A 22,215-nucleotide genomic window follows, 5' to 3' on the forward strand; every position below is an offset into this window, starting at 1 on the left:
GCCTGACACTTCTTTCCAATTTGCCTCTAGCGGTCCCCGTTCGTTTTCCTTACATTCCCATTAACTCAGTGACGAGACGTATACCAGATACGAGCAGTAGAAGACGATGAAAGACCAGTTGACGATCTCTATATCAACCATCAATGGCTCCAGACATTGGTACTTCAGTAAAAGGATGCAACGCAATCTAAAAACGTTTTTATGCTTTTTTGTCATTGCTCTGGCCGCAACCGCGATCTTAATTCATCACTTGTACACTCGCGTCGATAATGCCGCGTTAAAACAAGCTGAATTGACAGAACATTCGCGCACTATGGGTGAAGAGCTCAGCACACTGAAAGCATTAAAATCCGAGCTGGAAAGTGATCTCTCAGAGCGAGAAGAACGAGTACAACTTGTTTCGGAGCGTTTGGGAGAGTTAGAGAAAGTCCTTGGAGTTGGAGAACATACTACCACGGATAATTTGGATGCCCGACTTGATGCGGCGGCGATTACGTCGAACGTTCGCATGGTGTTGTTAAACCAAATACCAAGCGGGTCTCCGGTCGGTAAAGCGCGGCTCTCTTCTCGCTTCGGTAAGCGCATTCATCCGGTGACGAAAGTCGCTAAGATGCATCGCGGGCTCGATTTTGCCGTGAATACCGGTACTAAGGTTTATGCCCCAGCAGATGGGGTTGTGGAAGTCACCCGCCGCAGCAATAAAGGCTCTGGTAACTTCCTCAGGCTGCAACATTCTTTCGGTTTTTCGAGTTCTTATTCGCACTTGAAAAAGTTCAAAGTAAAAAGCGGTCAGTTCGTCAAAAAAGGGCAACTGATTGCAATTTCCGGCAACAGTGGGCTCTCTTCTGGCCCTCACCTTCACTACGAGGTGCGTTTTGTTGGGCGAGCACTGAATCCGAAGCCATTTGTCGATTGGAGCCTCAATGATTTCGAAGACATTTTTACTAAGGAGCGAAGAATACGATGGGAATCTTTAATCAAAACCGTGGAACAACGAGTAGCTCAGCAGCTTCAACTCTCATCGCCAAAGGCTGTGCTGTTAGCGGAGAACTCAAAGTAGAAAACGATGTCCAGATTGATGGCATCGTCGATGGTCAAATTAATGTAGAAGGCACTCTCGTCGTTGCAGAAAGCGGCCGAGTAAACGGTGAGATCTACGCTAAGCAACTGATCATCAATGGTATGATGGATGGTAACTGTCACGCAGAACACATTCAAGTACTTGCCAAGGGACGTGTAAGTGGGAGGATCTGGAGTAATAACCTCAGCATCGAACCGGGTGGTAAATTCTTTGGTGAAGCGGCCGAATTACCTGAAAAAGAAGTGGTGACACTGAAAGGGAAGGCTCAAGAGAACGCCAGCACGAAAGAAAACAATACCAACAATGAAAAGCGACCTGCGCGTAAATCAGCGTAAACTCTTTGGTTAAAGTGCATAAAAAAGACGGCTTTCACGCCGTCTTTTTTATTACTAGAGACACAAGCTTCGTCAGAAGCTACAGTGATTATTCGGCCGGGTTTAAAATCATCACCGAGCGCTTTGCTTGTGGACCAAAAGCCGCTTTCGCATACGCTTTCACTTCTTCTAATGTCACACTCTTAGCCGCTTTCTCAACGTCAAGTAACACATCGACGCCGTAATCATGCACTAAGTAGCGAGTATACGACCATGCGCGCTGAGCAGGGTTATCATCTAATCCTTGCATCGCTACCGCCAATTGCTTCGCTGCCGTATCCACCTCTTTTTGCGTGATGTTCGAAGCCAAGTCATCAAACATTTTGCCTAACTTGCTATCTAAAACTGCCACGTCTTCGGGCTCAACTTGAGATTCCAAGAGCCAATCAGAGATTGGTTCGCGATCTTGCGTCACGGTGTAAATATTTGGGCTGTAATCGAGACTAGACTCTTCTCGCACAATATCCAAGACACGCGCATTACTGATACGTTGCAAAATATCTTCGATAACCGTATCCCTTGCCGTACGTTGGTAATCGTTCGTGTTAGTCAAACGCATTACATACAAGGATGAAGGTTCATGACCATCCGCAACGACTGTTCGCGCCGGCACGTCGGTGTTGAACGCAACATGGTAATCAATCGAACGACCCGGTTTCATCTCGATGGAGGCCACATACTTACGCAAGAGTGGCGTAATTTCTTCCGGCTCGACATTTGCCACAATAACCATCTTAAAACCATCATTGGTTTTGAAAAGTTGCTCATGCACCGCCAATATTTGCTCGGAAGTCACTTGCTCTACATCGTCACTGGACACGATACGATGACGACTACCCGGCAAATAAGAATTGCCGTTTGCTTTTTGAATCAGTTTTCCCATCGGTGATTCAAAAAAAGCACCGCTCTGCTGCTTAAACTCTTGCTTCGCTGCCGCCATCTGGCGCTCGTCGACTTTAATCTCCGTCGCTAGATTGTATAGTCCATTCAACGCGTAAGTTAAATGCGTTGTTGGCGCGGTAATTTGTGAACCGTGACTGGTCGCATCAAGAATCGCGCTAAGCGCAATGTTATTTTTGCGTAAGTAACTGTCTAACTCTGAACCAGAAAATGCCCCTAACCCACTGCGTATCGCCGTCGTTGTAGCGATTTCATACGCAGCATATAACGCTGGTTCAACGGCGGCTTTACCACCTTGGCTCGCATAGTAAATATAAGCTCGACCACCCGCTTTGGCATCTTTTTGGAACCACACTTCGACACCGTTTGATAGCGTATAAACTTGAAAGCCACCCGCTTCCTGACGCATGCTGGTGATGGTACCTTCTTGAGTAGGCTGTAAGAATCCATCCACTTTGTCATACATCTCTAACGGTTTTTCGCCAGTTTGGAGGTAGGCACTGTATAGATCGGTAAATACATCATTGAACTGAGCTGACGTTTCACTTTTCCCCAACCCAATAACAAAGATTGGTTGCTCAGACAACAAGGCATTCAATTGCGTGTTAATGCTCTCTAGATTCTCGTTGTTGATGAATTCAGACAAACTCTGGGCGTAACTCTCTTTTGGTTGACTCACACTGCCTTGGTCAATTTGGAAAACGCGTGCTTCTGCATAACTGTTTGGCTTACGTTGGTCCCAGTCTGAATCAATATTTGCGAGCTCACCTTGCCAATTTGACATGATGCTCTCTAACTCAGATTGGGTCGCACCATAATCTCTCAGTGACGCCAACGTGCTGATGAAAGTTTGATGCATTTGTTCACGACGCTCAGGCGAAAACGAAATACCTGCCGACATCATGCGCTGGTAGTTGGAGTAGTAAGGCTGGGCATAAGCATACTGAAAAGGTTCAGCGGCATCATTAAGTACACGAATCAGACGTTGTTGAATTAGCTGTGTTGCGACTTCATCACGCCACACTTGATGCTGTTGTTCAATCGTAGTGCTGCCACTTAGACCACGCTCAATCACTAAATGAAGGCTTGGTGATTCCATCGTGTTACTTGGCAAGGTTCGGTTTTGGTTGTTCACTCGAATATCGCGGCGCTTCTCTATTACGGTATCCGAGGTGCTTTCCCAGTTCGAGAATTTGTTTTCGATAATATTGGACAGTGAATCCACGTCGATATTACCGGTCACAACCAACTCGGCATTTTGTGGTTGGTACCACTTGTCGTAAAACGCTTTTAGCTTGCTTGATGAGGCATTTTGAATCGCTTCGCGAGTACCAATTGGGTCGTGTTCACCATACATAGTGCCTTCAATCGACGCTTGATAAGCATGCATAGAAAAGGACTTATCATCCGGGTTAGCACGTCGCCATTCACCAAGGATCACCCCTTTTTCTTTCTCTACTTGTTCAGGAGCAAACTGAAGTCCGTTTCCGATATCTCTCATCCACTTCAGGGCATCTTCCAGCTTTGTATTATTGGCAAGATCAAGTTGGTAAGAAGTTTGCTGATAAGTGGTAAAGGCGTTGATATCGGCACCAAAGCTACCACCAGATTGCTCGAAAAGTTTAACAACGTCGTTGCCGGTAAAATGCGTGCTGCCATTAAACGCCATGTGCTCAACAAAGTGAGCGTAACCTTTTTGATTGGTTTCTTCTTGGAATGAGCCGACATTCAGAACCAAACGGACCGATACTTCTTGGTCTTTTGTTGGGTAAAGATGGTATTTCATACCGTTCGATAACTGGTCGACATGCCAGTTGGCGTCAGGCTGAATCGGCGTCGATTGTTGTGTCAGAGCACACCCTGACAGTAATAACGCGGGGACTAACAATATACTGCGCATAACTATTGCCCATAACAATGATTAAGCCGATTAATATAATCCTCGTTCGATGACCTTCACATTTTTAATGGATTATTTACTACTCAAACGTGACGTAAATCACCTTTTAATGAAATCAATTATCATTTACAAAAATAGACAAATCCTTACTTTACAAATAGATAAATAACACAGCTTAAAAGCCTTTTTCTTATTTGATGTAAAACTCAAAATCGCGACATGGAGTCAGTATTTATTTTGAGCAATAAAATATAATTATTGAACAGATTCGAATCTGACTTTCTGCTTCATATTCAACGGCTCGGTGAGTCCTGATGAGAATAAAAACACAACAACTATTATTCAAAGATCTATTATTCGCTTTATGTTCAAAAATCTATCATTAAAAAACAAACTGGCAATCTCTGCCAGTGCTGCCATCATTCTCGGGGGAGTGCTGGTAGAAGGGCTGTCTTTTCGAGATTCATTAAACAGACTGGATGTCGAAGTCGCGCAACGACTAGAGAGCACCAGCGCATCTTACAATCAATACGTAAAGGACTGGTTACTCTCAAAAGAGCGAGCACTGACGTCACTCTCTTCCGATTCAGAGAAGCGTTCTCTGGTTACGCACTTGAAACAAGTCCGAGACTCTGGCGCGTTTGATAACGTCTTTCTCGCTTACCCAGACGGCTCACAAGACAACGCCAATGGGGTGGTTTTGCCACCAGGTAATAACGACCCACGCAAATGGGGTTGGTACACCAACGCCATTGCCAATCCATCGAAAGTCTTTATGGATAACCCAACCGTCGCAGCGGCCACGGGGGCCAACGTCGTGTCGCTCGGTAAAGCCCTGCAACTACATGGTCAAACCGTCGTTCTGGGTGCGGATGTCGAAATTGGAGATATTTTAAACAGCCTCAACCAAGTGATCCTGCCGGGTGAAGGCTATATGTTTATTGCCAACGATCAGGGCAATATTTTCACCCATAACGACGGTAAGCTGCTGAATCAACCTGTTAGCAAGCTGGGCCTAAACAACAGCGATATTACCTCTGCCGCACGTTCCGGCACAGAGCGTCGTGTCTCGATTAACAACACCGAATATGTGGTTTACGCGCGCCATATTGAGGGCACCAAACTCACAACGGTCACAGTGTTAGATCAAAACTCGTTGGTTGCCCCACTTTACGATGCTGTTTGGGATCAAATCATCGCAACCACTATCGTCGTCGTTATCTGTGTGGCTTTGTTTAACCTGTTATGTAACATCTTGTTCCGTCCGCTCTACAATGTTTCGAATGCGCTCGCGCAAATCGCCAACGGTAGCGGCGACCTGACTCAACGCATCAAAGTAGAAAACCGTGACGAAGTTGGTGAACTGGCTGAAAACTTCAACCAGTTCGTTGAAAGTTTGCAGCAACTTATTGGTCACATTCGTCACCAAGCGGAAGAACTGAGCCAACAATCGGAGCTGAGCACGACTCGCGCGAATCAGTCGGTTTCTGATCTGAACCATCAGCAACAAGAAATTACTATGGTGGCGACCGCTGTGACCGAAATGGCATCGGCAACGCAAGAGATTGCAGCGCATGCAGAGCAGACGGCCAAAGCCGCACAAGACTCTTCATCGAGCACACAAAATGGTCATGAACTGGTGATCAACTCCAAATCGTCCATCAACAATTTGTCTTCTGAAGTCAACCAAGCGAGCGTTGTCATCGGCGAGCTCAACCAGCACGCGCAAGACATCTCAACCGTGCTATCAACGATTCGAGACATCGCAGAGCAAACCAACTTACTGGCTCTGAATGCGGCGATTGAAGCGGCGCGTGCAGGTGAACAAGGCCGCGGTTTTGCCGTTGTTGCAGACGAGGTTCGCGTGCTATCACAACGCACACACACCTCAACCGAAGAGATTCGCTCGACGATCGAGACTTTGCAACAGACCACACAACGCGCTGTGACCATCATGGATACAAGCTCTCAACTTGCCCAAGGATCAGTGGAAGATGCCGATCGCGCAGCACTGGCTCTGGATGAAATCAACGCGGCCGTTGCGTTGATCAGCGATATGGCAACGCAAATCGCGACCGCAGCCGAAGAGCAAACGCACGTAACCAATGAAATCACACAAAACGTCACGTCCATTAAAGATGTGACCGATCACTTGGTGATTGGTGCCGAAGAATCGATGAATCAATCTGCTGAGCTGAAATCGCAAGCAGAGGATCTCAACTCGAAAGTAGCGACGTTTAAACTGGCTTAAACGCCACGTTAGGAACGATCTTAAAAACAACAAACCCCGCTAGCAACTTTGTTACTAGCGGGGTTTGTTTTTATGGCTCAGCGTTTTTATTGCAGATAGCTTTCGAAAGACGTAAGACCTACACCGCCACACACATCGGCGTGCCTGAGATTGGATCGTTAAATACTCTCGCTTGTAAATCAAACACCGATGCCAACATGCCTTCTGTCAGTACCTCTTGCGGCGTTCCCTGCGTGACTAACTGACCTTTTTCCAACACCACCAAATGATCGCAGTAACGGCAGGCTTGGTTTAGATCGTGTAGCACTACGACCACTGTTTTGCCTTTGTCGTTCATATGCCTCATGAGTTTCATCAGCTCAACTTGGTGAGAGAGATCCAAGTAAGTGGTTGGCTCATCAAACATCACTACGTCGGTATCTTGCGCCATTACCATCGCAATCCACGCCCTTTGTCTTTGACCACCAGACAACGATTCAACTAGCTTGTCAGCAAACTCAATCACGCCAGTATCTTGCATTGCTTGCTCGACCAACGCTTTGTCTTGTTGACTTAACCGCCCCCAATGAGAGAGGTAAGGCGAGCGGCCATATTCGACCAGTTTTCTGACGGTAATGCCTTCAGGGCTGACAAGAATCTGCGGCAGTAAAGACAACGAACGCGCCAAGCGTTTATCGCCGTAGTTGCTTAGCGGTTTATCGTCATACAACACTTCGCCAGAAGCTGGTTTATTGATGCGTACCAAGGTTTTTAATAGTGTCGATTTACCGCAACCATTTGGGCCAACAAGCGCGGTAATTTTACCTTGAGGAATCGACAAAGAGAGATCTGGAATGATGGTCTGTTTGCCGTACGCGACGGATAAGTTCTGCGTTCGTAACATGCTTACCAACCTCGATAACGATACAAAAGAAAAATGAAATATGGTGCGCCAATAACAGAAGTCAGCACACCCGCTGGCAGCTCAATTGGTGGCTGTAAGCCTCTCGCTAGACCATCGGCGCAAATCACCAACAGCGCGCCAAGGGTTGCAGAAGCAGGAATCAATAACTTGTGATTGTGACCAAACAGCAAACGCGCAAGATGCGGCGCAAGCAGGCCAACAAAGCTGATAGTGCCTGCCACAGACACGCTGATGCTCGCCAATAGCACGGCAGCAATCAACGCAAGAATTTGGATCTGTCTTGGTTTCGTGCCAAGTGTAGTGGCGCTTTCTTCTCCCAGTCCCATCACATCTAACCGCCATGCCAGCCAAAACGCCAATGGCAGTAGCAGCAATAGAGCACTCCAAATAAACGGCACTTGTTGCCAGTTTCGTCCCCACAAACTGCCCGTTAGCCAGACCATCGCCGTGTTGATTTCAATAGGGTGCACAATCAGAAGAAAGTCGATACCGCTGGCTAAAAATGCGCTGACAGCAACGCCAATCAGCGCCAAACGCGCAGGTGTTGGCTTCGACCAATAAGCCAGAACAGCAATAAAGCCTGCAGCAAGCAAACCTCCCGCCATAGCGACCATCGGCAACATTGCCACCGGCGCATTCGGATACAACACCAAGCAAGCGGTAGCCGCCAGCCCTGCCCCTGCGCTTATCCCCATTAAATCTGGGGAGGCAAGTGGATTACGGATGACGCCTTGCACTAAAACGCCTGATAGCCCTAATCCAGCGCCCACGCCAATGGCGAGCAACATTCTCGGCAGTCGATATTGGTGAATCACAAAGTCCGAATCAGAGAAAGAAAACAGCAATGCAAAAACCTGTTGAGCCGACAGATTCGCCGCGCCAACAAACAGCGTGAGAGACGACGCAATCAGCAAAAGCCCAAGCAGTGCTATCAGTTTGGTTTGATTCATCATGATGATTTCCTCATTGCAATCGCGATAAAGCAAGGTGTGCCCAACAGTGCGGTAATCACGCCCACCGGCGTTTCGGCCGGAAAGGCAATCGCGCGTGACAAAGCATCTGACCACGTCACCAATGCCGCGCCACACAAAGCGGAAACCGGAATGAGAATGTGATAGTTGTGACCAACAATCGGGCGTACCAAGTGCGGCACTAACAACCCGACAAAGCCAATTGGCCCAGCAATCGCCACGCTAGTACCCGCCAACAGCACAACCGCTAAACCACTGATTAATCGCGTAAGACGAATGTTACCACCCAACCCGACAGCAACTTCGTCCCCCAACGCGAGTAAATTTAAGTTTCGCGCTAATCCCATGGCGAGCACCAAACCTAAAGTCGCAAAAGGCCACAGTTGCTGCCACTGCTGAGAATCTACCGCAGAGAGTGAACCCGTTAACCAATGCAACACGCTGTAAGCCATGTCATCCGCCAAAATTACCGACGCACGAGTTAACCCTATCAGCAGCGCACTGATGGCAATGCCTGCCAGCACCAAACGCAATGGGTGAGAACGCGCGGAAAAAAAACCACCCAACAACATGACCGCACCACCACTTAGTAGCGCACCGAATACTGCGTTGATGATGGGGTTCAATTGACTAAAGAATGGTACGCCGATGGAGGCCAAGGCCATAAAACACGCCGCACCAGCATTAATGCCGAGAATAGATGGCGACGCCAAAGGGTTACGAGTTAACCCTTGCATCAGCACACCGGATACCGCAAGCGAAGCGCCAATTAATAACCCAGCATAGGTGCGAGGAGCGCGCAACGTCGCAAGAATTTGATGAAGCATATTGCCCTCATCAAACGCAAACCAATAGCTTGTCAGATCATTAACACTCAAGGAAAAGTTAGACCAGCCAATCATTGAGGCGGTATAGCCTGACAGCGTACACAACGCCATAGCACAGACAAACAAGCTCGCTTTCCAATGCGGTTTTCTAACCGAAGTCGGGCTTTCTGAGATTATCGACGCACTCATGAGCGCCCCAATAACGCTTCAAGGTTGCGGGCAATTTCTTCCGCCGCCAACATACCACGATTTAATGACCACAGCTCCGGAGAGACTTCGACCAGTTGTCGCTTTTTCGCCGCAGTTAACAGCTTAAATAATGGATTTTTGCGCCATTCATCCACGATATTTGGTTGAGAGTAAAGTCCAACTAGTAACCAATCAGGGTTGGTTTTTAGTAAAAGTTCGAAGCTGGTTGGGATATAAGCATTTTGCTCAGACGGAGCCAGAGGGCTTTGGATGCCTAGTGTACTCAAAACACCACCAGCGTAAGAAACCGGGCTATGCAGCCACATCCCTTTATCGGAAACCACACCAAACTGAATGGTTTCTTGTGTCGCAAAATGCTGTTTGAACTCCGCCATGGTCTGTTTGTGCAGCTCGATTCGTTGCGTCATTTGCGCTTGCTTGCCAATTGCCACGCCGATTTTTTGTGCGGATTCGAGATTTTCTTGATATGTCTCTCCACGGCTTTTTAGCAGCAAAGTTGGCGCAATTCGCTGCAAATCTTGATAAATCGCGCGATGACGTTCGGAATCGGCAATGATCAAATCAGGCTTGAGCACCGCAATCGCCTCTAAACTCGGTTGTGAGCGCATGCCGACCGATTGCCAAGGTTCGATCTTGGCACGAACAGCAGGGATGACTCGTATGGCATCGTTGTCATCGGCAACGCCTACCGGTGAGACATCGACGGCTGCCAGAGCGTCCACAAACGAAAACTCCAAAACCACAATACGTTGAGGTATCGCTTCTAGCTCAAAAGTGCCTTGCTCATCTTGCACGCTGCGCGCCTGAGACAATGCGCTAAATGACATAAAAACTGAGCTCAACAGCATCAGCAAAACGGTTGAAAAGTGTTTGATCGTAAATTGTTTTTTATTTTTCATCTTGCTTTTTCCAGTGCTAAGAGTTTTCCATTACCTAAGATCGGCAAAGTCGCCAAGGTAAATTGGCGACTTTTATTTTCAAACTCGGCGAACGAAACGCTTAAAACTGATAGTTCAGATCCAGTGTGTAAGAGCGTCCCGGAGCTGGGTATCGACCAACTGGGCTGGTATCAATCCCACGGAAGTAATACTCCTCGTCAAACAAGTTGTTCACCGCAACATTCATGCGTAACTTGCCTTTGTCGTCTTTGTATAAATCCGTACCTAAGTTGAAGTTCCACACCATGTAAGACGGCACTTTGCCCGTTGCACCTGTTGCGTCTTCAGCACTGGTGTTGGCGTTATCGGTATACGAATCACTGAAGTAGAAGCCCGACAGCGTGGTGTCCATGCCGTAAAACGCGTAGGTCGCATCCCAACCAAGTTGATGTTTAGAGGTGTAAGGCAGCTGGTTACCTTTATTCGCACCTTCTTCTTCAAGCGTGGCATCGAGGTAGTTGTAACTTGCGCCCAAGCTCAGAGCAGGTAGAACTTCAGGCACGTAACGAGCGGAAAGTTCTAAACCTTGGTGAAGTGTTTTTCCGATGTTATCGAAGGTCTGCGTTGAGCTTTGCCATTGCAGTTGGTCTTCAAAATCGATGCGATAAAGTGCAGCGTTAAAACTGGTCGCATCTTGGGTGTAACGCGCGCCGACTTCGTAGTTCCAAGCCAGTTCGCTCCCTTCTTCACCCAAGCCTCGGATGTAGGCAATTTGTGGCGCACGAAGCGATTTTTGCGCGTTCGCATACGTTACCCACTGATCGGTCACGTTGTATGCCACCGTCAAACCCGGCAGCCATTCGGTCACCTTGTTGTCTGCCGTTTGCTTTTTACCGCGATCGGTAAACGTCATGCGAACCGATTCAACACGCAGCCCTGGCGTTACCTTCAACGTGTCGTTGAACAAGCCAATCTCGTTGCTGACGTAACCAGCAAACGCATCCGTATCTAAATGCCAATCACGCGGCACTTTGGTTGCGCCACCAGCGATTGGAGTCTGAGTAAGTTTGTAGTCAATGTCTTCGTTAACATAACGAGTACCCACGATCCAGTTTTGGGTAACGGATTTGCCTTCACCAAAATACATCGCCATTTTCGGCTCTATGCCGTACACGGTAAATTCACGTGGAGAGGTACGAACGTCCGTCGCAGGCAGAGCCGGATCCGCCCAATGGCCACCCGCACTGTTAAAGCCCCACTTGAAAAGACGCTCTGATTTGTGACCAAACGTGAGCACTTCTAGCTCGGCACTGTCGGCAAATGGCAAATCGTGGATGTACTTAACACTCCAGCGCGTCGACTTACCTTCATAATCATCGTAAGGACGTTTCGATTGATGACGATCTTGCTCGTAATCTTGTGGCGAAAGTGCGCCCGGCATTTGCGTTTCAGCATCGTAACGTTGCAGGAATGCTTGAATCTCTTGAGTATCACTCAGTAGCCACTGTGCTTTAGCTTGAAAGTTCTTCACGTCCGTATCGGAATGTTCACGGAAGCTTTCGCCTTTTAGAAAGTTACCTTCCAACTGCAGCGCGAATGTGTCGCTTAACCAGCCACCCGTGCGTAGGTAAAAATCATTCAGCGGCGCATCACCACCGTCAAACACGGTAAGGCGGTTGCTGATTTCAGTTTGCCAAGTGTGTGGAATCGGTTTAGTCACTAGGTTGATCACACCACCGACGTTGTTTGGGCCGTACTGCACTGCGGCACCACCGCGTACAATGTCAATACGATCAAGCATCGATAGCGTTGCTGGGAAGATAGACTGACCAGTATGGCCGTATGGCGCGAGCGTTAGCGGCACACCATCCATCAAGAACTGCGCATGACCACTTCGACTTGCTTTCAAACCACGTACGGAAATGTTAGGCAATACGCCCGTTCCGCTTTCATCCTGAACTTTAATACCCGGAACGCGCTGTAGCGCATTATCAATCGAACCTGCGGCGGTTTTCTCAATTTGATCACGGGTAATGACGGTACGAGCACCTGGGTACTCTTTGACGTCTTCAATGTCAGAGTTGCCAATCACGCTGCCAGTGACAACCACCGTTTCCATCACGGTGGTTTCGTTTTTTTCAGCAGGAGCGGCAACTGCGCTCATGGAGGTGGCAGAAGCGATAGCAATCGCGAGCACACTGTAAGTGGTAGACAAACCAGCACGTACACGCACTTTACCGTCCAAATTCTGGTAAGACATTAAGGTCTCCTTTGCGAGAAATTGAGCCTCGGGCAAAACATTTCCCGTAGGCTCTCGGGGCTAAAACATCCTCAATAAGAGGCAAAAATCGGCTAACGTGCGCCAACTACGCACAACGAGCCTAGAACTGGTATCCGTAGCTAAGCATGAACTCGGCTGGTGCGCCGTAGCCAATCTGGTTTAGGCCAGACGTGCCGTTTGTTGCGCCAAGAATGTATTTCTCATCCAAAATGTTGTAAGCGTTCGCTTGGATCTTGTGACGACCAGTGGTGTACGCCGCCATCAAATCCACCGTGGTGTAATCGCCAAGTGCGACGGCTTCGTCGTTACCTGCATAACGATCGCCCACGTATTTCACGCCGCCACCCAAACGCCAGTTGTCATCCAATTGGTAAGTGCTCCAAAGGGAGAACAAGTGGTCTGACACATCGTTCGGCTTTTTACCTGTGGCTTTGTCTTCTGCGTCTAAGTAGCTGTAACCAACAGAGATATCCCATTGTTTGGTGATTTGGCCGCGAGCTTCTAGCTCAATGCCTTGGTGACGCACTTCAATTTTGTCGATCACATCGCCGTCTACGTTAGTTTGTGGCTGCTCTTGGTCGATCTGGAACAGTGCCGCATTCAACATTAATGCGTTATCCAGCAGGTACGCTTTCGCCCCCACTTCTTTTAAGTCGGTATGGAAGAATTCCGCCAACTTTGGATTGATGTAGATGCCTGCGTACGGCAACTGCCAAGAGCGCGCTAAACTGGCGTAAACGGATGTGTCGTAATTGATGCGGTATACCAAACCAGCGCGATAGCTGACTTTGTCATCGTCCAATTTTTCCTTTCCTGCGCCAGCTTTTTGCTGTTCGAGATCCATCGAGTCGTAACGCACATTACCGATCACAGAAAGGTCGCCCCACGTGTACACATCTTGTACGTACACACCCGTGGTTGTGGTGGTATTGTCACGGAATGGTTTGAAGCCCGGATCGGGTGTTGGGCCCACAACTGGGTTGTAGATATTTTGCGGAGGAAGCGTTTTGTCACTTGCCAACGTCAGGTCGATATCAATTTGGTTGAAATCCGCGCCCAACATCAATTGATTGTCGTTGGTTTCCCAAATCAGCTCAGATTGCAAAGTGGTTGTAGTACGCGGATCGTAGCCAAAGTTATTCACGGTTTGAGACACTTCATTGCCCGTCACTTTGCCCTGACGCGTGCCTTTTTGCTCAAGTTCGATATGGTTGAACGCCGCTCGGTTGTTCCATACCCATTGATCGTTCAAACGCCATTCGTAGTCCACTGCAACGCGAAGACTGTCCGACTCCTGATAATCGTTCGTGCCACCAAAGTAAGTACTCACTGGCAAATCAACTGGCTTGCCATTTTTTGATGGCACACCACGATATGGCACTAATTCTTGATGGGCGTATTCAACGTCAATATCAATGGTATGACCGTCCGCTGGCAACACGCGAATGGTCGGCGCGATGAAGAAATCGTTCGAATCAACATGATCGACGTAAGAATCGGCCTGACGGTATTCCAAGTTAATACGTCCGTTGACCTTGTCAGAAAATGCCATTGAGCTGTCGACTTGACCAACATACTGGCTGTTGCTGCCCACACTGCCTTTTACGTGGGTGAAGTTATCGCCGTTAGCGCGCTTCGTCACCAAGTTGATGATGCCACCTGCCGAGCCACGGCCATACAGCGCGCCCGCCGGGCCTTTCACAATTTCAACGCGCTCAACGTTCGCCAAGCTGCGGTAAGACTGCAACGTACCGTCGTCTCGCATGCCGTCACGGTACATATCATTGAGTGAATCAAAACCACGGATCATGAACTGATCGCGGCTGCCTTCGCCCAAGGTGTTATTGACCCCGGCTACCCCATCTAGCGCATCCACTAAACGCACCGCGCCTCGGTCTTGCATTTCTGTTTTCGTTACTACAGATACCGCTTGTGGCACATCAAGCCATTCCACATCGGTTTTGGTGCCTGATTGAGGCATGTGTTCAGCATAACCTTCGTACTGATGACCGAAGACTTGAATCGTTTCAGTTGCTGATGAGGTTGAGTTCGTCTCTTCTGAAGCCACTGCGCTTGGTGCTACTAGTGAAGAACCAATCGCGACCGCCAAGGGGGTCAGGGTCAATAATTTATTCATTCCATAATTCCGTTTAGTTGTTATAAAGCCAACGGATGGAAATAAGAACAAATATTATTTCTATTTGCAATATTAATTTTATGCTCTATATTTATTTACCCTAAAAACACAACTAACAACAAAAAAAACCAAACATAATAACAATAAACACTAAAACTTCTGCCCTCCATCTCGCGAGAGGCACATTGGAAGACGACCGTGAGCGACTTTATCAACGTTAGAAGAAAATGTTAGAAAATTAGGAAAGCTCATGAAATCTACGATGATTATCGTAAGTCATGTCGTTAACGATGCAGTCACTCACGGCTTTGTGCCTGCAGCTAAAGCGATGGACCTTCACGTCGTTCTTATCACCGACCACAAGCTAAGCCATTTAGAGCTGGCGAGTCGTGATAGTCACTTTAATCCGGATGCCATTCTAGAGTGCGATGTCTTCAATCCCTTGGAGATCATCGAAACCATCACTGAGAATGAGTTAAAACCCGACGCTATTTTCAGCAATAGTGATCACTTACAAACTTCCACCGCCATCTGCGCGCAATTTTTTGGCCTCCCATCCAAAGATTGGTCTGTCACGTTAAAAGCCAAAAACAAACACTTAACTCGACAAGTGTTAAATGAAAAAGCCCTACCCAACACACAAAGCTGTTTGCTGCACCGCCATTCGAATGTGGCATTAGGCATGGCCTTTCCTGTCGTGGCAAAACCCAAAGAAGGCGTGGCAAGTTTAGATGTGCAGCGCTGTGACTCCCAAAGCGAGCTCGACGCATACTGCGATGCGTTTTGGCAAAAACACCCAAACGCCGCCATTCTGGTGGAGCAATTCCTTCAAGGGCCGTTGGTTACGCTCGAAACTCTGGGAGATGGTGAGCGCCTTATCGCCGTCGGCGGTTTTGATGTGTCGCTCTCTGAGCCGCCTTACTTTATCGAAACAGCCGCAGACTGGAACGGACCAAACGGCATTGCTCACCGAGAAGCGTGCTTGGCCCAACTGAAAGCGTTCGGCGTTGGTTTTGGAGTTTGCCACAGCGAATTTATCATTACGGAAAATGGCCCGGTTCTGGTGGAAATTAACTACCGCAGTATTGGAGATGGCCGCGAATTCTTGCTCAACAATCTCGCTCACTTCGGCTGGTTTAGCACGATTTTGGGTCTGCATCTGGGTCGAAGATTGGACGGCGATTACCAAATTCATGGGTCAGCGCACGTGCACTACGTAGTTGCGGAGCACAGCGGTGTGATTGATGGAGATTCGACCTCCTTCATCCAAAACGATGACGATATCATCACCCAGCAACAGGTACTAAAAACCGCTGGAGAACACTTCCAACAGAGTTATTCCAATAAGGATTATCTCGCCCGAATTTCGATTGTCTCACCATCAGGGCGAAACCTCGACCAAGCGCTGCAGAACGCGCTTAGCAATTTCGATCTAGCTCCGACTCGCGAGGTGGCAGCATGAATCACAACGCTTTATACCTAACCCAACGATTGATCGATACTTGCCTGCGCGAAGACATGTTTGGCATTTTATCGAACGCCAAGTTCAGTAGCGCCGCACCAAAAGGGGTTATTGTTCCTCAAAGCGAGCAAGTCTGGCTGACCTTTGATAATCCGGATTTCACGCTCTATTTACCTGTTGTGCCAACGTATTACATGCAGCATTGGTGTTACGGCCAAACCAATGGCGAAGCGCCGCTAGGTTGGTGGGTGGAGAGGAATGGCCAAGTCGAGCATCAGCAGCATTATCAAGAGTGGATTGCGCTACTAACGACACTGGCGCATGAGAGCTCTCACGAATTGTTGGCGGGGTATCTTCAAGAACTGGAATGCGCAGAGAAACACAAAGCGCTGTGTGACCAAGCGTTTCGTCACCACGCCGACCACATTTCTCAACCAATATCCGAGCTTGGTTCTTGGCATAAAAAGCTACTGCTTGCCGACCAGATCGCTTCTTACCTTGACCACCCGTACTATCCAACTGCGCGTGCGAAGTTTGGTCTGAGCGATGAAGACCTTGCTAAGTACGCGCCCGAGTTCGCACAAAGCTTTGCTCTGCATTGGATTGCGATTGAAAAATCACTGGTGACATTAACCAGCGAACAACCTGATTGCTGGCCGACAATGGAGCAAGTTGGGCTTCCTGCTGATTTTACACTGAGCCACGTACTGTTCCCTGCGCATCCGCTCACCCTTCGCTCTTTAGAAACCTTACCCGAAGGCATGATAGAAGCGCCGTTTACGTACCTAGACGTGACGCCAACGCTTTCCGTTCGTACTGTGGTAGTCAACGACGCGCCGCATATTCACATCAAAGTTCCGCTGATCATGCGATCGCTAGGCACGAAAAACATTCGCTTAATCAAGCCTTCAACACTGTATGACGGCCACTGGTTTGAACGTCTACTCAGCCACCTTGAACAAACGGATGCCGACTTAAACACTCGCTTGTTCCATTGCAACGAAAAACACGGTGGACACGTCGGCGAGGATAAAACCTTCTCGTACATCGTACGTGAGTACCCACTTACTCATTGCGATGATAAAGCGTTAGTTCCGGTTGCAGCACTGGCAAGCCCAATGCCTGACGGTCGCTTGTTTTTAGAACATTTGGCGGAGCAGTACTATCAACAAGATACGCTGGCGTGGTTCCAAGATTACGTCGACTTATTATGCCAAGTACACCTTACCTTGTGGCTTCGTTATGGCATCGCATTAGAGTCCAACCAGCAAAACGCCATCGTTGCATTTGATCAACAGGGCAAAATGACGCTCGCGATGAAAGACAACGACGCGGCGCGAATTTGGCCAGAGCGCTTCCACTTTGCTACAGAGCATGCCGCCGAAAAACACGGCGCAAAAACACTTCCAGTGGATTGCGATGAACTGCTCGATCAACGCATCAAAGTCGACAATGAATTGGCGCTCGGTCAGATGTTTATCACCATCACATTACAATTGGATATCGCAGCGATTGTAGAAGCCATGGCAGCGAAGGGCATTGCCTCTTCAGCATCGCTTTACGCCATCGTGGCCAAAAGCATTGCAGAGCAACTCAACAGATTAGAAGGCGAGGGGTTAGAGACAAAACTGGCACGCGAGTTACTGCAAGAGGCGCCTGATTTGTACGCCAAGTACTTGTTGAGCTCTGGCAGTTTGCTCTCGAAAGAGGCCTCCGGCGCGAGCGACATCAATAAGTTCTATGGTTTGTCGGCTCCGAACTTCTTACTGCTTTCTAGCGAAGAAGCGCAACGCGCCTACTTAGAAGCCATCAAAAAAAGCGTACGTTAAACGATTATGACCAAACTCATCTACAGTGTGTTGTTGTGCCACTTTATCGCTGCGTTTGCCGCGTTAGGTATGCCGCTATTTCTACCCGTCGTATTGCCAACGTTAGGCGCAAGCATTGATGCGGACTGGGCAGGGGTATTGTTTATCCTACCTACGTTTTGTACTGCGTTGGCGGCGCGATTTTGGGGCAACTTTGCCGATCGCTACGGTCGCCGCCGCTCACTCTTGCGTGCGCAACTTGGCCTTGCAGCAGGGTTTGCGCTGTGCGGCTTGGCAGACAACCTCGCCATGTTTGTGTTTGGTCTTATTGTTCAAGGAACCTTTGGTGGCACCATGGCCGCCTCGAACAGCTACTTATCTAGTCAAATTAAAGAAGCCAAAACACTCGGCAAGTCACTCAATAAAACCCAACTATCTGCTCGCTTGGCGCTGATCGTTGCGCCCATAGGGCTCGGCTGGAGCTTGTCAGAGACCAACCCGCTCAACGCGTACCTTTGGTTATGCGTTTTGCCTTTAATTGCTATGGGCATCACGCTAACACTGCCTGCGGATAAACCCGCCGACCAAAACCTCGAAAAGCCAAACTCAGAATCTCAGCAAGAAAAACCGGTTGCACAGAAAAACGCAATGCATGCCATTCGTTGGATCTTCTTTGCTCAGTTCGGGTTTGCGTTTTCTATGGTGGTGACCTTTCCTTATTTCTCGCCGTTTGTGCAGCAATATGGCATCACTCACCACGCATGGATCGGTTTTTTGTACGCACTGCCGCATGGCGTCTATCTGTTGCTGGCAGGCAAAATCCACGTGTTGTCAGATGGGTTGAATCGCCATCAACCGCTGCGCACGTTGTGGCTCGGGTTTGCATTGCTTGCCGTGAGCTCTGCCTTGCATTTGATTGCGTCCGAAACCGCACTCATTGCTGCGAGAATTATCTTCGGCATCGCGATGGTGTGTTGCTATCACGGATTGCATCAGCATCTTGCGAGCAATCTGGATCGCAAACTCAGTGGCAAAGTATTTTCTCGCTTTGATGCCATGTCCAAATGGGGTGGCGTGGCGGCGGGATTTTGCGCTTCTTTCATTTCTAGCTTGGGGCTACTTGAGGTTCCTTTCCTACTTTCTGCGATAGTCAGCGTAATCACCTTGATCGCGCTGGTTCTCCATTCAAAATTTGGAAATCAACATGTTACAAACTCAATCCTCTCAGACTAGCGAGTTGCGCGCGCATGAGGTGCAGCTCAATCGCGAGAAGGCCCAACTCAACACGATAATGGGTGTTCTTAATTGTTACTTACGAGAATTTGCACTGCCGAATCAACAAGTGGAATGGTACTACCAATCGACATCGCTACCCCAAACATTAAAACGCAACTATTCCGCCAAGCAACGGGTAGCCGTTCATCTTTCTCAACAAAATGGCGTGCTGGTTTTACCGATTCACTACGCGAGCAAACTGGGCAAAATCAAATTAGCAGAACTGCCTTGGGCAAAAATGCCGGGATCTGGTTGGGCAAAATTGGATGCCACGCAAACTCTTACGCTTTTGCTTAACTATCTCAAGCAGGTATTGGCGATCCCGTTTAACCATGAGCTGATCGAACAACTGGAAAATAGCGTGCTGGTTACCGAGCAGTTTCTCAACGTCGCGCCCAAATCGCATCACAACGAATTTATCGCTTCGGAACAATCTCTGATTTGGGGGCATACTTTCCATCCGACCCCGAAAAGTCGTTCGGGCGTCACCATGGATGATCTCTTGGCGTTTTCTCCAGAAGTCGGCGCGCAAGTCCCGTTGTACTGGTTTGAAGTGGATACGTCCTTACTTGATGTGCTGAATTCAGACGGAGACGCTAACCCTGCGCAGCGCATGCTACAACAGCTCGCGCCACAACACACCACCAGCAATGAGAAGACCCTCTACCCTTGCCATCCTTGGGAAAGCTACACCATTTTGAGCAACCCAAGCGTGAAGCGTGCCATTGAGCAAGGCAAGATCACACCACTGGGTTTAGGTGGTGAAAAGATGCAGCCGACCTCTTCAGTTCGTACCCTCTACCACCCAGACATGGATTGGTTTGCGAAATTCTCCATCAACGTACGATTAACCAATTGCGTGCGCAAAAACGCGTGGTACGAACTCGACAGCGCCGTGCAGCTCACGTCGATTCTCAAACCAATTAGAGAAAACGAACAGCTGCACAACCCCGTATTTAAAGTGATGACAGAGCCTTACGCCACCACATTGAATCTAGAAAGTGTCGCTGAGCGTAATTGGGATGACAACACCAAAGCGCGCGAATCGTTTGGGATTTTGTATCGCGAAAATTTCTCGTTGAGCGAAGTCGATATCTTAAAACCAACCCTCGCTGGCGCTCTGTTTGCTTACGACAAAAACGGCAACAGTTGCATTGCTCAACGCCTTAAAAACAAAGCGCGTACTACGCAAAATCGCTATTCCGACATCGCGACACTGTGGTTTGAACGCTATTTGCATGGCCTAATTCCGGGTGTGTTTAACTACTACTTCAAACACGGTGTGGCGTTTGAGCCGCATTTGCAAAACACCTTGATTGGCTTTGAGCAAGAGATGCCGTGTTGTGTTTGGATTCGTGATTTGGAAGGCACTAAATTACTGCCGGAGTTCTGGCCAGCAGAAACATTAACTGATTTGTCTGAACGCGCGCGACAATCGGTTTACTACAGTCGCGAACAAGGCTGGAATCGCATCGGATACTGCACCTTTATCAACAACATCAGCGAAGCGATTTTCTTCATCGCAGAAGGTGATGAGCCACTAGAGCAAACGCTGTGGAATGCGGTGCAAAGTGCCATTGTGCGTTGGCAATCCGTGAATGGAAAACAGCCGGAACTAGAAGCGTTGCTGAATGGCGGTCACTTCCCAAGCAAAAATAATTTCACCACGCGTTTGATGCAAAAAGCCGATAAGGAGTCGGGCTATACCCAAGTCGCCGCGCCTTGGCAGCAACACGAAAAAGGAGCGCAACATGTCTAATTTACTCTCTCTACCGACACGCGTTAGCCAGCAAGTTCACACGCTCGCACAGCAGCAAAATCAACCCTTGTGCGCGTACTTGTATGACCTAAACGCCTTAGAAGAACACATCAAACAACTGCGTCACGTTTTGCCGAAAAATGTCGAGCTATTTTACGCGGCCAAAGCCAATCCATCGGGCCCGATTCTCAAAACGCTCGCGCCGTATGTCGATGGTTTTGAAGCGGCGTCTGGCGGGGAGCTGGCACACCTCCACCAGCAACAACTCGATAAGTCATTGATCTTCGGCGGCCCGGGGAAAATGCCAAGTGAATTGCAACAAGCGATTGAGCTTGATGTTGATGCAATTCATGTCGAAAGCCTCACCGAGCTGCAACGCATTGGAGCACTAACCGAGCGCCTCAACCGCCCTGCTTCGATCTTTTTGCGTATGAACATCGATATTGGCGACATCACGCTCAGCAAGTTGGCGATGGGCGGCAAGCCAACTCCTTTTGGTTTGGACGAGTCCGAACTGAGTAATGCTTTGATGTTGCTGCGCGATTTCCCGCAAGTGTCACTCAAAGGCTTCCATTTTCACTTGATGTCGCATCAGCTCGATGTTGAACGTCACTTAGCGTTAATGCAGCGCTATTTCCAAGTCGTGAAGGCGTGGCAACAAGAGTTTGAACTCGGTGAGCTGATGATCAACTTGGGTGGAGGCATGGGGATTAACTACCAAAAGCCTGAGCAACACTTTCCGTGGATGGAGTTTTGCGACAAGTTGGAATTCCTGATCGCTAAAGAGCAAGTGCAAGACTGGACACTGCGTTTTGAATGCGGACGTTTCATCACGGCGGCATGCGGTTATTACGTGATGGAAGTACTGGATATTAAGCAAAATCTTGGCGAAAACTTTGTCATCGCACGCGGGGGAACTCACCACTTCCGCACGCCAGCAGCTCAGAGCCATGATCATCCATTCGTCATCCTGAAAAGCGAGCAACACCATGAGATTTCTCATCCAATTCAGCATGCACAAGCAACTTTTGTCGGCCAGCTTTGTACGCCCAAAGATGTGCTGGCACGCAATCAACACGTCGCCCACGTCGATATTGGTGATTATGTTGTGTTTACCTTAGCGGGCGCCTATGCGTGGAACATCTCCCATCAAAACTTCTTGATGCATGAACCGCCGATCTTCCACTATTTTTAAAC

Annotated in this window: 15 protein-coding genes; 8 read left to right on the plus strand and 7 right to left on the minus strand. The window is 48.6% G+C overall.

Annotation, left to right across the window (positions count from 1 at the left end):
- The first annotated feature begins 106 nt into the window (after window positions 1–106).
- Window positions 107–1,060: a M23 family metallopeptidase gene (locus tag ACWPOD_RS06825; protein ID WP_005395595.1), complete on the plus strand. Its 954-nt coding sequence runs from the start codon at window positions 107–109 to the stop codon at window positions 1,058–1,060.
- Window positions 964–1,416, plus strand: a complete 453-nt coding sequence (locus ACWPOD_RS06830; RefSeq protein ID WP_080619267.1) for a bactofilin family protein — start codon at window positions 964–966, stop codon at window positions 1,414–1,416. The genes ACWPOD_RS06825 and ACWPOD_RS06830 overlap by 97 nt, the downstream gene beginning before the upstream one ends.
- 88 nt (window positions 1,417–1,504) lie before the next feature.
- Here ACWPOD_RS06830 and ACWPOD_RS06835 read toward each other — a convergent pair whose 3' ends face one another.
- Window positions 1,505–4,255 carry a M16 family metallopeptidase gene (locus ACWPOD_RS06835; RefSeq protein ID WP_456231707.1) on the minus strand — a complete coding sequence of 917 codons (2,751 nt, stop codon included), beginning with the start codon at window positions 4,253–4,255 and terminating at the stop codon, window positions 1,505–1,507.
- 364 nt (window positions 4,256–4,619) lie between these two features.
- On the opposite strand from ACWPOD_RS06835, the gene ACWPOD_RS06840 reads away from it, so the two are divergent.
- The gene (locus tag ACWPOD_RS06840; RefSeq protein WP_395187381.1) at window positions 4,620–6,506 is read left to right on the plus strand and encodes a methyl-accepting chemotaxis protein; all 1,887 of its coding nucleotides are present in this window, start codon (window positions 4,620–4,622) and stop codon (window positions 6,504–6,506) included.
- A gap of 118 nt (window positions 6,507–6,624) precedes the next feature.
- On the opposite strand, the gene fecE is transcribed toward ACWPOD_RS06840, so the two are convergent.
- From fecE to ACWPOD_RS06870, 6 genes are all read right to left on the minus strand, one after another.
- Window positions 6,625–7,389 carry a Fe(3+) dicitrate ABC transporter ATP-binding protein FecE gene (fecE, locus tag ACWPOD_RS06845; protein WP_140291718.1) on the minus strand — a complete coding sequence of 255 codons (765 nt, stop codon included), beginning with the start codon at window positions 7,387–7,389 and terminating at the stop codon, window positions 6,625–6,627.
- A 2-nt stretch (window positions 7,390–7,391) separates the two neighbouring features.
- Window positions 7,392–8,363 (minus strand): FecCD family ABC transporter permease, encoded by a 972-nt coding sequence (locus tag ACWPOD_RS06850; protein ID WP_025504940.1) that lies wholly within the window; start codon window positions 8,361–8,363, stop codon window positions 7,392–7,394.
- Window positions 8,360–9,319, minus strand: coding sequence for a FecCD family ABC transporter permease (locus ACWPOD_RS06855; RefSeq protein ID WP_370685978.1), 960 nt, complete (start codon window positions 9,317–9,319; stop codon window positions 8,360–8,362). Before ACWPOD_RS06855 ends, ACWPOD_RS06850 begins: the two co-directional genes overlap by 4 nt.
- 74 nt (window positions 9,320–9,393) lie before the next feature.
- Window positions 9,394–10,317: a Fe(3+) dicitrate ABC transporter substrate-binding protein FecB gene (locus ACWPOD_RS06860; RefSeq protein WP_167427815.1), complete on the minus strand. Its 924-nt coding sequence runs from the start codon at window positions 10,315–10,317 to the stop codon at window positions 9,394–9,396.
- Window positions 10,318–10,417: 100 nt separating this feature from the next.
- Window positions 10,418–12,556, minus strand: coding sequence for a TonB-dependent siderophore vibrioferrin receptor PvuA (gene pvuA, locus ACWPOD_RS06865; RefSeq protein WP_029853989.1), 2,139 nt, complete (start codon window positions 12,554–12,556; stop codon window positions 10,418–10,420).
- 121 nt (window positions 12,557–12,677) lie between these two features.
- A complete protein-coding gene (locus ACWPOD_RS06870) occupies window positions 12,678–14,714 on the minus strand; it encodes a TonB-dependent receptor (protein WP_167427816.1) in 2,037 nt (678 codons plus the stop codon).
- Window positions 14,715–14,964: 250 nt separating this feature from the next.
- Between ACWPOD_RS06870 and ACWPOD_RS06875 the strand changes: the two genes are divergently transcribed.
- The 5 genes from ACWPOD_RS06875 to ACWPOD_RS06895 are packed head-to-tail and all read left to right on the plus strand — an operon-like array spanning window position 14,965 to window position 22,213.
- Window positions 14,965–16,176, plus strand: coding sequence for an ATP-grasp domain-containing protein (locus ACWPOD_RS06875; protein WP_167427817.1), 1,212 nt, complete (start codon window positions 14,965–14,967; stop codon window positions 16,174–16,176).
- Window positions 16,173–18,005 carry an IucA/IucC family protein gene (locus tag ACWPOD_RS06880; protein WP_456231708.1) on the plus strand — a complete coding sequence of 611 codons (1,833 nt, stop codon included), beginning with the start codon at window positions 16,173–16,175 and terminating at the stop codon, window positions 18,003–18,005. The genes ACWPOD_RS06875 and ACWPOD_RS06880 overlap by 4 nt, the downstream gene beginning before the upstream one ends.
- 6 nt (window positions 18,006–18,011) lie before the next feature.
- A complete protein-coding gene (locus ACWPOD_RS06885; protein ID WP_456231709.1) occupies window positions 18,012–19,217 on the plus strand; it encodes an MFS transporter in 1,206 nt (401 codons plus the stop codon).
- Window positions 19,189–21,018, plus strand: a complete 1,830-nt coding sequence (locus tag ACWPOD_RS06890) for an IucA/IucC family protein (RefSeq protein ID WP_456231710.1) — start codon at window positions 19,189–19,191, stop codon at window positions 21,016–21,018. Before ACWPOD_RS06885 ends, ACWPOD_RS06890 begins: the two co-directional genes overlap by 29 nt.
- Window positions 21,011–22,213 (plus strand): type III PLP-dependent enzyme, encoded by a 1,203-nt coding sequence (locus tag ACWPOD_RS06895; protein WP_456231711.1) that lies wholly within the window; start codon window positions 21,011–21,013, stop codon window positions 22,211–22,213. The genes ACWPOD_RS06890 and ACWPOD_RS06895 overlap by 8 nt, the downstream gene beginning before the upstream one ends.
- Window positions 22,214–22,215 lie beyond the last annotated feature (2 nt).

The sequence above is a fragment of the Vibrio sp. JZG120 genome (genome assembly GCF_053890955.1).

What these genes read in the sequence shown, in the direction of transcription:
- ACWPOD_RS06840 (WP_395187381.1), top strand. Translation starts at nt 4,620, where the DNA reads ATGTTCAAAAATCTATCATTAAAAAACAAACTGGCAATCTCTGCCAGT.
- ACWPOD_RS06855 (WP_370685978.1), bottom strand. Translation starts at nt 9,319, where the DNA reads ATGGCGTTGTGTACGCTGTCAGGCTATACCGCCTCAATGATTGGCTGG.
- fecE (WP_140291718.1), bottom strand. Translation starts at nt 7,389, where the DNA reads ATGTTACGAACGCAGAACTTATCCGTCGCGTACGGCAAACAGACCATC.
- ACWPOD_RS06860 (WP_167427815.1), bottom strand. Translation starts at nt 10,317, where the DNA reads ATGAAAAATAAAAAACAATTTACGATCAAACACTTTTCAACCGTTTTG.
- ACWPOD_RS06850 (WP_025504940.1), bottom strand. Translation starts at nt 8,363, where the DNA reads ATGATGAATCAAACCAAACTGATAGCACTGCTTGGGCTTTTGCTGATT.
- ACWPOD_RS06875 (WP_167427817.1), top strand. Translation starts at nt 14,965, where the DNA reads ATGAAATCTACGATGATTATCGTAAGTCATGTCGTTAACGATGCAGTC.
- ACWPOD_RS06885 (WP_456231709.1), top strand. Translation starts at nt 18,012, where the DNA reads ATGACCAAACTCATCTACAGTGTGTTGTTGTGCCACTTTATCGCTGCG.
- ACWPOD_RS06825 (WP_005395595.1), top strand. Translation starts at nt 107, where the DNA reads ATGAAAGACCAGTTGACGATCTCTATATCAACCATCAATGGCTCCAGA.
- ACWPOD_RS06880 (WP_456231708.1), top strand. Translation starts at nt 16,173, where the DNA reads ATGAATCACAACGCTTTATACCTAACCCAACGATTGATCGATACTTGC.
- pvuA (WP_029853989.1), bottom strand. Translation starts at nt 12,556, where the DNA reads ATGTCTTACCAGAATTTGGACGGTAAAGTGCGTGTACGTGCTGGTTTG.
- ACWPOD_RS06870 (WP_167427816.1), bottom strand. Translation starts at nt 14,714, where the DNA reads ATGAATAAATTATTGACCCTGACCCCCTTGGCGGTCGCGATTGGTTCT.
- ACWPOD_RS06890 (WP_456231710.1), top strand. Translation starts at nt 19,189, where the DNA reads ATGTTACAAACTCAATCCTCTCAGACTAGCGAGTTGCGCGCGCATGAG.
- ACWPOD_RS06895 (WP_456231711.1), top strand. Translation starts at nt 21,011, where the DNA reads ATGTCTAATTTACTCTCTCTACCGACACGCGTTAGCCAGCAAGTTCAC.
- ACWPOD_RS06835 (WP_456231707.1), bottom strand. Translation starts at nt 4,255, where the DNA reads ATGCGCAGTATATTGTTAGTCCCCGCGTTATTACTGTCAGGGTGTGCT.
- ACWPOD_RS06830 (WP_080619267.1), top strand. Translation starts at nt 964, where the DNA reads ATGGGAATCTTTAATCAAAACCGTGGAACAACGAGTAGCTCAGCAGCT.